At 67.6% G+C, this 11641-nt stretch carries 11 protein-coding genes; 6 read left to right on the forward strand and 5 right to left on the reverse strand.

All coding sequences use genetic code 11. The features are described 5' to 3' along the window. Positions 1 to 161: 161 nt before the first annotated feature. On the forward strand, positions 162 to 1586 hold the full coding sequence (locus AAW51_RS08345; RefSeq protein ID WP_047194228.1) for an alkaline phosphatase PhoX: 1425 nt from the start codon (positions 162 to 164) through the stop codon (positions 1584 to 1586). 379 nt (positions 1587 to 1965) lie between these two features. On the opposite strand, the gene AAW51_RS08350 is transcribed toward AAW51_RS08345, so the two are convergent. The 3 genes from AAW51_RS08350 to AAW51_RS08360 all read right to left on the reverse strand — a co-directional run bounded on the left by AAW51_RS08350 (position 1966) and on the right by AAW51_RS08360 (position 4235). Next, the gene (locus AAW51_RS08350; RefSeq protein WP_047194229.1) at positions 1966 to 2343 is read right to left on the reverse strand and encodes a hypothetical protein; all 378 of its coding nucleotides are present in this window, start codon (positions 2341 to 2343) and stop codon (positions 1966 to 1968) included. A 601-nt stretch (positions 2344 to 2944) separates the two neighbouring features. Next, positions 2945 to 3754 (reverse strand): hypothetical protein, encoded by an 810-nt coding sequence (locus tag AAW51_RS08355; RefSeq protein WP_053013433.1) that lies wholly within the window; start codon positions 3752 to 3754, stop codon positions 2945 to 2947. Between the two features lie 28 nt (positions 3755 to 3782). After that, positions 3783 to 4235, reverse strand: a complete 453-nt coding sequence (locus AAW51_RS08360; protein ID WP_047194230.1) for an ABA4-like family protein — start codon at positions 4233 to 4235, stop codon at positions 3783 to 3785. Between the two features lie 84 nt (positions 4236 to 4319). Here AAW51_RS08360 and AAW51_RS08365 point away from each other — a divergent pair, with 84 nt between their 5' ends. Continuing rightward, positions 4320 to 4976 carry a TetR/AcrR family transcriptional regulator gene (locus tag AAW51_RS08365; RefSeq protein ID WP_047194231.1) on the forward strand — a complete coding sequence of 219 codons (657 nt, stop codon included), beginning with the start codon at positions 4320 to 4322 and terminating at the stop codon, positions 4974 to 4976. 712 nt (positions 4977 to 5688) lie between these two features. Further along, on the forward strand, positions 5689 to 5970 hold the full coding sequence (locus AAW51_RS08370; protein WP_047194232.1) for a hypothetical protein: 282 nt from the start codon (positions 5689 to 5691) through the stop codon (positions 5968 to 5970). A gap of 41 nt (positions 5971 to 6011) precedes the next feature. On the opposite strand, the gene AAW51_RS08375 is transcribed toward AAW51_RS08370, so the two are convergent. Further along, positions 6012 to 6878 (reverse strand): LysR family transcriptional regulator, encoded by an 867-nt coding sequence (locus AAW51_RS08375; protein ID WP_047194233.1) that lies wholly within the window; start codon positions 6876 to 6878, stop codon positions 6012 to 6014. 154 nt (positions 6879 to 7032) lie between these two features. Between AAW51_RS08375 and bla the strand changes: the two genes are divergently transcribed. The 3 genes from bla to AAW51_RS08390 all read left to right on the forward strand — a co-directional run bounded on the left by bla (position 7033) and on the right by AAW51_RS08390 (position 9878). Beyond that, complete coding sequence (gene bla, locus AAW51_RS08380) at positions 7033 to 7884, forward strand: class A beta-lactamase (protein ID WP_238947798.1); 852 nt, start codon at positions 7033 to 7035, stop codon at positions 7882 to 7884. A 56-nt stretch (positions 7885 to 7940) separates the two neighbouring features. Beyond that, positions 7941 to 8165 carry a hypothetical protein gene (locus AAW51_RS08385; protein ID WP_047194234.1) on the forward strand — a complete coding sequence of 75 codons (225 nt, stop codon included), beginning with the start codon at positions 7941 to 7943 and terminating at the stop codon, positions 8163 to 8165. 201 nt (positions 8166 to 8366) lie between these two features. Then, positions 8367 to 9878 carry a phospholipase D-like domain-containing protein gene (locus tag AAW51_RS08390; protein WP_053013434.1) on the forward strand — a complete coding sequence of 504 codons (1512 nt, stop codon included), beginning with the start codon at positions 8367 to 8369 and terminating at the stop codon, positions 9876 to 9878. Between the two features lie 73 nt (positions 9879 to 9951). On the opposite strand, the gene AAW51_RS08395 is transcribed toward AAW51_RS08390, so the two are convergent. Continuing rightward, entirely contained in the window at positions 9952 to 11499 is a 1548-nt protein-coding gene (locus AAW51_RS08395) for a methyl-accepting chemotaxis protein (protein ID WP_047194235.1), read from the reverse strand. Positions 11500 to 11641 lie beyond the last annotated feature (142 nt).

The following is an 11641-nucleotide window of genomic DNA, read 5'->3' on the forward strand; positions in this document are numbered from 1 at the left end:
GACGACGGGCAGGAACCACGCGTACCCTGTGCGTTGCGCGGCCTCCGTCGTGCCCCCTCGACACCACAGCCGCAAGGCCAGCGCCGCGAAGCGGTCGTCATACCTCGGTCATCCGTGCTCACCAAGCTGGCAGTAGCTTGGCCAGTCCCTCGGAGCAGACGATGACGTTCAGCAACATCCCCCTCGACCTGCCACACCGCCGTGCGTTCTTGCGGTTGACCCTGACCACTGCCGGCAGCCTGTCGCTCGGCGGTTTCCTGGCGGCTTGCGGCGGCGGCGACGACGACCAGGAAAGCGCCCCTCCGTCGGAGCCGGTCCCACCACCGCAGCCCCCGGCGCCGGCAAGGAGCCCGTTCGAGAACATCTCCGCGCTTCAGCCGGCCGATGGCAACGGCCTGATGCTGCCGCTTGGCTTCTCCTCGCGCATCGTGGCGCGTTCGGGGCAGCCGCCGCTGCCCGGGGCGCCGGCTTGGCATGCTGCGCCGGACGGCGGCGCCTGCTTTGCCGCACCCGACGGGGGCTGGGTCTATGTCAGCAACTCGGAGATGGCGCTCACGTCCGACTTGAAGTTCGCCGGTGGCGTCGGCGCTTTGCGCTTCAACCGGCGCGGGGAGCTGACCGACAGTTACCCCATCCTGAAGAACACCGGCGGCAATTGCGCCGGCGGCGCCACACCGTGGGACACGTGGCTGTCTTGTGAAGAGTTCGAGCTCACCCTCTTCGGTGTGCAGGCCGCTGGCGCGAGCCGCCGGGCTGGCATGGTGTGGGAGTGCGATCCCTTCACGCGGTGGACGGACGGCCAGCAAGGGCGAAGCCTGCCAGCGCTCGGACACTTTGCGCACGAGGCCGTGTGCGTCGATCCGGTCCACCGCGTCCTCTATCTCACAGAGGACGCCGACGGCGGCCGCTTCTATCGTTTTGTCTGCGATGCCGCCGACTGGCCACCCGGCGCCCCGCGTCCACAGATGCAGCAGGGCCGCTTGCAGGTGCTGCAGCTTCGCGGCCTGCCCGCCAATGTGGAGGTGGTCGCAGCAGCCGCATCAGCAGGGCTCAGGCTCGACGAGCCTTGCGCCGTCGAATGGATCGACGTCAAGGACCCCGACGAGGGTCAGGCATTTACCCGGGGGATGATGGAGTTGCGGGGCGACGACCCGCCGGGCCTCGAATTCGTCAAAGCCGAAGGGACCTGGTTCTTCAACGGCATCGTCTACTTCGCCACTCAGAACAACCACCGCATCTGGGCCTACGACACCCGCAACCAGACCTTGGAGTTCATCTACGACGGCAGCGGCAATGCCACCGATGCGATCAAGTTCGCCGTCAACAGGCCTGACAACATCACCGTCAGCCCGTTCGGCGAGATCGTCGCCACCGAGGATGGCGGAAATCTCGAAATCGGTGTCTTGCGCCCTGATCGCACGTCGCAGGCGATCGCCCGCTTGCTGGGGCATGACCGGAGCGAGACCACCGGGCCCGCCTTCTCGCCCGACGGCATGCGGCTGTATTTCAGCTCGCAGCGCGGCACCTCCGGCGACCCGGAGGACGGTATGACCTTCGAGATCATCTTGCCTACAGCGGCGCGCTGACGCAGCCCGGCAAGCAGGCGGTCTCAGGCAGCCCTCGGCCCATCCCCGCAGTTCGTCCCGACCGGTCGTTTCAGTGGTGCGACTACAAACGCCCGCTGCAGTGACGATTGACAGTCATCGGCCAGGACCGGACTTCCGATACGGCAGCTCTGGGCAGTTGAAAGCCGGCTTTAGCGTCGCTCGCCGTTGACGAGCAAAGACTGCCGTTGACCAGCTCGGTGGCGATCTTGAAAGGCGGGCCGGTGCCGTCTCATGCGCCAGCTCGGCGGCAGCACCTTGCCTCCGCCGTACACGCACGGCGCAGTCCGTGCGTTACAACGGGTCCATCGCGCTGGTCGATACAGTGGGGCAACTCGGCCAGTGCCAGGTGCCCGGGTGATCAGGGTCTCAGATGCTCATGTGCCCGCCCCGTGCCGCGAACTGCGTCCCACGTCCAGGGTGAACGGCGTTGCGGGGTCCCGGCGTCCGGTTCGTCCGCTGGCGGGGAATAGGTGTAGACCACCCTTTGTATGGACCTGGCTTCAATCAGGCCCTGCTCGACCAGCGAATAGATCGGGGGACGCATGTCGTCTATGGGGAAACCCAGGTCCAACAGGGCGCGCAGCGGGGTATGGCCGTTCACCATCGCCAGAAAACGCCGTGCGGGGACGGCCAGAGACTCCGGCGAAAACACGAGGGTTCGCTGACCCCGTACCGTCCGTTGATAGACCATCTCGTCCGAGAAAACTTCAATGTCGCGATTCATCTTGGCCGCCATGTCATCGTCTTGTCATTTCAGCAGGGTACTGAGGAAGCCCATCACACCAGCGGCTGCCGCGGTGCGCCTCCATATGAGAAGGTCTTCAGTGCAAATTCGTCCGTGCTTCAGGACGCTCTGAGTCGGGCGGTGGCAGCGAAAAACAGCCCGCGGCCTTTCCCGACCATGATTGGCATGCGGAGGCGGCGAGGATGCTACTAGGTGCAGAGGTGAACTCGAGCAAGCCGTGGAGCTAGGGCTTCAGCGTCGAGACAAAACACGGGTATCGATAGCTGGAGTTGAACTTCGCGTCTGCTGCGTCCGAGCGCACAACTTTTCAGTCGTTTCGCCGTCTCTGCTGCAGCGGGCGGGGTCGAAAACCGCTCTCAGCGGCCTTCGCGTAAGACCCATACCCGGTTCTGCACTGCCATGCTGGGCGCGATCGATCGAAGAGCGAGCTCGATGCCCTGTGGATCCGGATGTGCCAGTTCCAACGAACGCATGCCCTCGATGTGATGACTCTTAATCCCAGCCCCGACAACGCCGGATCAACCGGGCGAGCGCGAGCGTGGGGCTGACCATGGGCTGCGGGATATCCGCTGACGCCCCTAGGCGTGAACGCTCAGCCGCCCCAAGCGCGGGCCGTCAGCGAGACGCAGGCTGCGGCATAGAGCACGGCCGTCAACGCGACAGCTCGGCACCCCGTCTTCACAGGCAAGCGTGCGAGCGCGAGCCCGGCAAGGGGGAGCAGCTGCTGCGCATGGATGCCCAGGAAGTGAGCCGGCCGCAAATCACCCCCGGACAGCGACCATCCCACGATCGGGATCCCACCGGAGGGCGGTTGCTGTGTCGAGAGCAAGGCCCCCACGCCCGTGCCGAGGACGAAGGTGAGCAGCAGGCCCGCCGTCACGCCCAAGCGATACGCAGGTGCCAGCGCAGCACGGGAATGTCGGTGCAGTTGCCAGGCGAGCAGGGGTTGAGTGGCTGTCAGCAGCACCGCCCCGACGCCCATCAGCGTGTACATCACGGCGTGCAGGGTGTCGCTGTTGTTGTAGTGAGAGGCTTGGCCCAGCGCGGCTTGCAGTGTGATGTAGCCGAGCTCGAAGCCGCCGGCTACCAGCGTCAGGCCGACCACGCACCGGACGCTGCGCGAGCTGCGACGCTCGGCCGGCAGGTGCCCGATAAACCAAGCCGTCGTGATCGCGAAGACTGCGATCGAGAGCGAGAACTTGAGGGGCTTCCACCAGACGTTGGCGCCGCGCAGCAATCGGTCGTCGAGCCCGGCGGCGATCGCCAGCGGAACCATCAACGCAAGCAGCGCGGTGGCGAACAGCGTGAGGGTGCGCTGCCTCGTCCGCAGTTCGCGCCAAAGGTCAAGTGCTGACAGGCGCGGCATTGTGGGGCGCGCGGCGGTGGCGAGCACGGTGTTCATCGTCATCTCTCCGTTACGCTGGTTCCCGTCATGCGGCACGTGCGGCGGGGCGCTTGCGCCACGCATCGAGCCCGCGCACCAGGGCGTACGCCAGCAGGCCGGCGGGGCCGAACAGGAACGTCAACGCCAGCGCGGGCAGCAGCAGCCAGGCCGGCCACTCGTCCGCGGCGGCGCGCTCGGCGATCCAGGTGCCGACGAACAGGTCGAACGCGAGGTAGTGCACCCAGCCTGCCAGCACCAGACCCGGGGCCGAGAACAACTCCTGCACCTGTGCAAGAGACCCGTAGCCGCCTGGCCCCCAATTCGTCGCGATGAGCAACACGTAGCCCACCCCCAGTCCCAACGGCACCACCCGGCCCGCAAAGCGGCGCAGCACCGCGGCGTGCCGGCGCCATCCGATCGCGACCACAAGGGCGGCCCACCCCAGCATTGCGAGCGCGCCGGCGGCGGAGAAGAGGGTGTCGAGAGCGGAACGGTCCATGGCGGTGGCATTCAATTTGAACAGTGTTAAGTCCACTCTAGTGGTCGATTTGAACGCTGTCAAGATCCCCGGTAAACTTCCGCCATGCCTTCCAACACCGAGCGCGCGGCCGCGCCCCGTTCCCGCTATCACCACGGCGCACTGCGCCAATCGCTGATCGACGCCACCGAGGCCCTGCTGGCCGAGCGCGGCGTCGCCGGCTTTTCGCTGCGCGAAGTGGCGAGGCGCTTGGGCGTCTCGCCCGCCGCGCCGGCCCACCACTTCGGCGATGCGCAGGGGCTGCTGACCGCGGTGGCCACCCTCGCGTTCGAGGGGCTGACCGAGGCGCTGGAAGCGGGCAACGCGCGTGGCGGTGCCGACCCGGTGGCCCGCTTGCGTGAGCAGGGAGTGGGCTACGTGCGTTTTGCGCTGCGGTATCCGGGCCGTTTCGGCATCATGTTTCGCACCGGGGTGCAGCGCGACCGCGAGATGGAGCGCGCGGGCCACGCGGCGTTCCAGGTGCTGGAGGACGGCGTGCGCAGTTTGTTCGGCATCGCGGCCGGCGCGCCGTTGTCAGCGCAGCAGCGCGCGGCGCTGATGGCGATCTGGTCCGTCGTGCACGGGTTCGCTCATTTGATGCTGGCCGGCGAGTTCGACGGAACGCTAGGTGAAGGCGGGCGCGAAGCATACGTGGATGAGAACGTCGGCCCGATGCTGCAATTGCACCTCGACGGTCTGAAGCTGGCGATGCAGACCCGATAGCCGGAGACGGTGTCGGCGCACGCACGGACCTCCGCCGGCTGGGCCCCGCCCTCACCGCCCCGGTCGAGCGGTGAACAAGCCGGTTTGCAAGCCCCACCGGGCCGCCGGAAAGCGGCCTCGGCGCTGCCGCCGGTCGCATTGCTGCAAGTTCTGGCAGGCTGTCATCCAAACAATCATTTCACCCCCCAGTTCGCCCTGTTCACCGGCGAGCTGAACCTTGCGATCGAAAGGCCCGCCGTTCGTCCGATGACGAGTCTTTCCGGCTTCGCCACACGTTTGCCTTACGCCAGCTCAGACGAGGTCGGCCGGCCGCCGGTGTCGTGCGGTGGATGGGCATCGCGAACCTCGAGCACATGGAACGCTATGAACGTGTGTTGCACAGCGCGATTGAAATCGTTTGATCACAGGCTACCGTCACGGCTCAGTGACGTCAGGAGCCACGACCGTTTCGAGCCGAGTAGAAGGCGTTCAACTCCCGTGCCAGGAAATGAAAACTATGGCTCACGGAGCCCTTAGTGAAGGGGCTGTACACGACACCAGCGAGGTTCGTCGGAATGCTCACGCCGTCTTCGTGCAGCAAGACGACGGCAGCCGCCCGTACCGCCCTTGGACGAATCCGATCTCATGCATCACGTTCTCTCGGGCCCGAGCGGCCCCGCCGGCGTCGAGGTCGTCTCCCGTCAACCTGTCCTGGTCGCTGCTCATCGACGCCTTGGCCGCCACCACTGGCAAGACCTATCCGACGCACCTGCTCCGGCGCTACAGCCGCGTCGAAATCGCCTACGTCTATCAGCTGGCCGGGCTGGAGCGTCGGCAGCGCTTGCGTCTGGCAGAGGAATTGGCACGCGTGCGTCGGCGTCTGGCACAGCGAGACGCGGCGCTCGTGCATCTCGTGCTGGAGAACATGCGACTGGCCGTCCATGCCGAAGGCGCGACCTCCCTGGATGTCTGCGGGAGCACCGAGAGCATCGACGTGCCCCTGCATCGCGGTTGATCGAGCTGCCGGTCACTTTCGCGCCGCCGCGCGGCGCTGGCTCACCGACCCACCACCTCTCCCACCAACCAGGCCCGAAAACTCCGCATCGCCGGCGTCTGCCGCTTCGACTTCAGCCACGTCAGCCAATAGCGCCCGGTCGACACCTCGATCTCGAACGGCCGCACCAGACGTCCGCCGCTCAACTCGCGGGTGAACAGCGTCACCGGCAGCAGTGCCACGCCGGCGCCCAGCCCCGCGGCCTCGGCCATCGTCAGCGACGAGTCGAACACCGGGCCGCGCAGCAGGGGCGGCCCGGGCACACCGGCCGCCGCGAACCAGCGGGTCCATTCATCGGCACGATAAGACCGCAGCAGTGTTTCGTGTTCCAGGTCGGCCGGCGTGCGCAGCCGCGTCGCCACAGCCGGTGTGCACACCGGCGACAGCGGTGCCTCCAGCAGCGGCTCGGCCTGCGTGCCATGCCAGGCGCCGTCGCCGAAACGGATTGCGAAATCCAGGCCTTCGCCGGCGATGTCGACGCGGTTGTTGTTGGTGAACAAGCGCAGGTCGATGAAGGGATGGTCGCGCCGAAAGCTGTCCAGCCGCGGCATCAACCAGCCGACCGCAAAGGTGCCGACCGCCGCCACGTTGAGCGTCTCGCGAAAACGCCCGCCCTGGAACTGCTGCAGCACGCCCGCAATGCGGCCGAACCCGTCGGCCAGCACCGGCAGCAAGGCCTGGCCTTCGGCCGTGAGCGCCAGGCCGCGCGGCAGTCGTCGGAACAGCGCGACCCCGAGCCGGTCTTCCAGGTTTTTCACCTGCTGGCTGACGGCGGTCTGGGTCACGCGCAGTTCAATGGCGGCGCGCGTGAAACTCAAGTGACGCGCCGACACCTCGAAGGCGCGCAAGGCGTTGAGCGGCAGTTGCATGGCGGCGATTCTGGCATCCACGGCCCTAAGTTTTTCTGAGGGCTGCCCGTTGAAATCTCCGTTTGCTCCAGCGCCCGCCTGGCCCTATCGTCGCGCCTGTTTTCCAACTGCAAAGGATTTGTTGACGATGACGACGACGAACAGACGAGGGTTCATGGTGGCGACCGCAGGCGCTGTGCTGTCGGGCTGCGCCGGCGCTTTCCGGTCGACACCAGGCTTCGAAGCGCAATGCAAGGCCTTGGAGGCCGAGGTGGGCGGGCGCCTGGGTGTGGCCTTGCTCAGCACGAGCACGGGCGTGTCCGCCGGGTACCGCGCCGACGAGCGCTTTCCGATGTGCAGCACCTTCAAATGGCTGGCCGCCGCCTACCTGCTGAGCCGTGTGGACGCCGGTATGGAGCGGCTCGATCGACGTATCGGGTACGGGTCCAACGTTCTGATCGACCATTCGCCCGTGACGAGCCAGCATGTGGCCGGCGGCATGACGCTGGCCCAGTTGTGCGAGGCCACCATCACCGTCAGCGACAACGCGGCCGCCAACCTCATCCTGGACACCTTCGGCGGGCCCGCGGCGCTGACGCGCTACCTGCGCTCCCTGGGCGACAACGTGACCCGGCTCGACCGCACCGAGCCGGCGCTGAACCACGTGCCCCCCGGCGACGAGCGTGACACCACCACCCCCGCGGCGATGACGTCCGATCTGCGGCGCTTGCTGCTGGGCACTGCCCTCTCGACCGCCTCGCGCGACCAGTTGACGCGCTGGATGCTCGCCACCCAGACCAGCGGCACGCGCTTGCGCGCGAACCTGCCCCCCCGCTGGCAGCTGGCGGACAAGACCGGCACGGCGAACGGCACGGCGAACGACGTCGGCGTTTTCTGGTCCCCGGCCGGGGAGGCGATCGCCTTGTCGGTCTACCTGACCGAATGCCGCGCGCCCGCCGCGCAGCAGAACGCCGCCATTGCAGAAGTGGCCCGGTGGGTCGTCAGCGGGGCGGTGGGCCGCACCTGACGCCTCGGCCTCTCCGACAATGGGGGGTCGTTCTTCATTCCTGTCGGAGGCTCAGCATGGACATCCGGGTGCAGTGCGCGCCGGGCGAGCACGGTGAAGACGATCCGCAGGTGGTCTGGTTCGGCCAACGCGAACTGCCAGTGCTCGCGGTACTGGACCGTTGGTACGGCCGGGAGCATCGCTGGTGGAAGGTCGACACGGCCGACGGCCAGTACGTGCTGCGGCGGGAGGACGCCACCGGGGTGTGGGAGCTGGCGGCCGTGACGCGCACGGATCGGTGAGGGCGGGCCGCCCCGGCCCGCGGTCCCTGCGCCACCGACCTCCGTCGGGTAGCGCTTACACATTGGTAATACTTTCACGGCTCCCAGCGCGTTTTGGCCACTTCGGCTACAACGGCAACCATGCGAACCGCATTGCCTTTGTTGCCGGCCGCCGGCTGGCCCTGGCTTTCCCGCGCTACAGGCCGACGGAGCGCCTGGGCGGTGCTGGCGCTGGCCCTCGCGGTCTTGCTGCTGTCGGGCTGCGCCGGCTTGCCGCCGCGGGGCGAGCCCCCCGCCACGCAGGCCCTGCCCCAATACCGCGAGACGACGCTTGGCCGCCTGGCCGCCACCACCGCAGTGCACCCTCGACTGTCCGGCTTTCGCTTGCTGGTCTCGGGTGAAGACGCCCTCGGCGCGCTGATCGACCTGGCCGACCACGCCGAGAAGACGCTCGACCTGCAGTACTACCTGATCCACAACGACGAGTCGACCCGCGCCATCCTGAAACACGTGACCGCTGCGGCCGACCGCGGTGTCCGGGTGCGCTTTCTCCTCGACGACGTGCACACCGCCGGCGAAGACCACAACCTGCTGCACCTGGCCGAACACCCCAACATCGAGGTGCGGCTGTTCAATCCCTTTCCCGTCGGCCGCTTTTCGATGGTGACCAGGGTGTTCGGCTCGCTCACCGATGTCACGCGCATCAACCACCGCATGCACAGCAAGATGTTCGTGGCCGACAACGCGGTGGCCGTCACCGGTGGCCGCAATCTCGGCGATCCGTACTACGTGCGCAGCCCCACCAGCAACTTCCTCGACCTCGACGTGCTGGCCGCCGGCCCGGTGGTGCGGCAGCTGTCGGCCTCGTTCGACGAGTTCTGGAACAGCCGGCTGGCCTATCCGGTGGAGGTGTTGGTCGACCGCACCCTGTCGCCCCCCGAGGGCAGCCTGGCCTTGGTCGCGCCGCCCGGCACACCGGAGCCCGAACGCAACACCGCGCTGCGCGACGAACTGCGCGCAGGCGGGCTGGCGCTCACCTGGGTGCCCGCCACGGTGATCGCCGACAAGCCGGGAAAAATCGTCAGCGAAGGCGACCCGGAGCTGGAGCAAACGATGACCGACGACGTCATCGCGCTGATGGCCGAGGCCCAGCGCGAGATCATCGTCATCTCGCCTTATTACGTCCCCGGCGAGCGCGGCATCAAGCTCACCGAGGCCTTGCGCGAGCGGGGCGTGCGCCTGCGGGTGTTGACCAACTCGCTGGCCGCCACCGACGCGCCGGCCGTGCACATCGGCTACTCGCGCTACCGGGAGGCGCTGCTGCGCCAGGGTGTCGAACTGCACGAATTGCAGCCCAAGCTGGGCGTGCCGCGCAGCAAAAAGCTCGGCGCCTTCGGCTCGTCACGCGCCAGCCTGCACGTCAAGGCGATGGTGATCGACCGGCGCACCGTGTTGGTCGGGTCGATGAACATGGACCCGCGTTCGGCCAACCTCAACAGCGAGATCGGCCTGGTGCTGCGCAGCCCGGCGCTGGCGGAGCAGCTGGCGCGGATCTATGACGAGGTCACGCTGCACAGCAGCTACCGCCTGGGCCTGGCCGAGGGCGACCGCCTCAAATGGACCAAGGAGGCGCCCGAGGATCGCGAAGAGCATTTCAGCGAACCCGAGGCGAGCCGGTGGCTGCGCCTGATGCTGCTGCTGCTGACGCCGTTCGCGCCGGAGGAGATGCTGTAGCGGGCCGCGCTACGCCGGCTTGGGCGTGGCAAGGACGGACACCGGACCCGAGGCGGCCGGTGTCCCCCCGTGGTCAGGCGGCGGTGCGGAACACCCCGACCGCCACCGCGAGGCGGCGCGCCTGTTCCTGCAGTGACGACGCTGCCGCGGCCGATTGCTCGACCAGCGCCGCGTTCTGCTGCGTCATCTGGTCGAGGTTGCTGACGGCGCTGTTGACCTGGCCGATGCCGTCGCGCTGCTCGTCGGCGGCCGACGTGATCTCGCCCATCATGTCGGCCATGCGGCCCACCGAGGCGACGATCTCGTCCATGCTCTGGCCGGCGTTCTGCACCAGCTGCGCGCCGCTTTCGACACGCTCGACCGAAGCGTGGATCAGGCTCTTGATCTCGCGCGAGGCCTGCGCCGAGCGCTGGGCCAACGTGCGCACTTCACCGGCCACCACCGCGAAGCCGCGGCCTTGTTCGCCGGCGCGCGCCGCTTCGACGGCGGCGTTCAGCGCGAGGATGTTGGTCTGGAAGGCGATGCCGTCGATCACGCTGATGATGTCGGCGATCTTGCGCGACGACTCGTTGATCTGCTGCATGTTGCCGACCACTTGCTCGACCACCTGGCCGCCACGCTCGGCGGCCTGGGCTGCGGCGCGGGCCAGTTGGTTGGCCTGGCGTGCGGTGTCGGCCGATTGGCCGACCGTGCTGGTCAGTTGCTCCATGCTGGAGGCGGTCTCCTGCAGGTTGGAGGCGGTCTGTTCGGTGCGCGACGAAAGGTCCTGGTTGCCGGTCGCGATCTCGGCCGAGGCGGTGCTCACCGACTCGACGCCCGAGCGCACCTCGGTCACCACACCGCGCAGCTTTTCGCTCATGTCGCTCAAGGCGCGGGTCAGCTGGGCCAGTTCGTCCCGGCCGGTGACTTCGAGGCGCTGCGTCAGGTCGCCCTCCGACACCGCCTTCGCGACGGCCACGGCCTGGTGGAGGGGGCGCGTCACGGCGCGGGTCAGTCGCCAGCACTGCAAGCTGGCCACGACGACGCCCAGCAGCAGCGCGCCGAGGATGAGGTTGCGCCCTTCGGCATAGATCGCATCGCCCAATTTTGTGTCTTTGGTGGCGTGCTCGTCGTTGTACTTCACCAGCGTCATCAGGGCATCGCGCAAGGCCACGAACTTGTCGGCACCTAGACCGGCCGCGAGGGCCTGGGCTTCGTCGGCGTGGCCGGCGTCCAGCTTGTCATGCACCTGCTTGGCGGTCGTTTCGTATTCGGCGTACTTCGCGATGGCGGCGGCATAGAGCGCGCGCTCGTCCTCGGCCGCGATAGCGCCTTCGTAGGCGGCGCGGTTCTGCTCGAATTGCTTCGCGCTGTCGGCCAGCAGGGCCGCCACTTCCTTGCGGCGCTCGGCCGGCACCAGCAGCAGGCGGAACTCCAGGCTGCGGTAACGGCTGGCCGACTCCGCCATCAGCAGCGCATCGCGCACGCCGGTCAGCCGGACTTCGGCCACCTGGGCCGCCTGGCTCTTCAAGCGGCCGAGTTGGGCGATCGAAAAGGCGGTGATCAGGGCCATCACCACCAGCACACTGGCAAAGCCGAAGCTGAGTTTGCCGGCCACCGACAGGCGTTGCAGAAAATTCATGGAGTCTCTCTTGTCGTGACGTGTTGGAAGGCGCGCGTTGCGCGCGTGGCCGAAGCCCGTCGTGTCAACGCGTTCGCCGGACAGCGCAGGAGCTTCTGGAGTCGGGTCCGGATCGCCTCGGTACATGCGCAATAACGGCAGT

Origin of the sequence: Caldimonas brevitalea, assembly GCF_001017435.1 — a bacterium.
Classification (GTDB): domain Bacteria; phylum Pseudomonadota; class Gammaproteobacteria; order Burkholderiales; family Burkholderiaceae_C; genus Caldimonas; species Caldimonas brevitalea.

Coding starts and splice junctions, on each gene's coding strand:
- AAW51_RS08345 (WP_047194228.1), top strand. CDS start 162: ATGACGTTCAGCAACATCCCCCTCGACCTGCCACACCGCCGTGCGTTC.
- AAW51_RS08350 (WP_047194229.1), bottom strand. CDS start 2,343: ATGGCGGCCAAGATGAATCGCGACATTGAAGTTTTCTCGGACGAGATG.
- AAW51_RS08355 (WP_053013433.1), bottom strand. CDS start 3,754: ATGAACACCGTGCTCGCCACCGCCGCGCGCCCCACAATGCCGCGCCTG.
- AAW51_RS08360 (WP_047194230.1), bottom strand. CDS start 4,235: ATGGACCGTTCCGCTCTCGACACCCTCTTCTCCGCCGCCGGCGCGCTC.
- AAW51_RS08365 (WP_047194231.1), top strand. CDS start 4,320: ATGCCTTCCAACACCGAGCGCGCGGCCGCGCCCCGTTCCCGCTATCAC.
- AAW51_RS08375 (WP_047194233.1), bottom strand. CDS start 6,878: ATGCAACTGCCGCTCAACGCCTTGCGCGCCTTCGAGGTGTCGGCGCGT.
- bla (WP_238947798.1), top strand. CDS start 7,033: ATGGTGGCGACCGCAGGCGCTGTGCTGTCGGGCTGCGCCGGCGCTTTC.
- AAW51_RS08385 (WP_047194234.1), top strand. CDS start 7,941: ATGGACATCCGGGTGCAGTGCGCGCCGGGCGAGCACGGTGAAGACGAT.
- AAW51_RS08395 (WP_047194235.1), bottom strand. CDS start 11,499: ATGAATTTTCTGCAACGCCTGTCGGTGGCCGGCAAACTCAGCTTCGGC.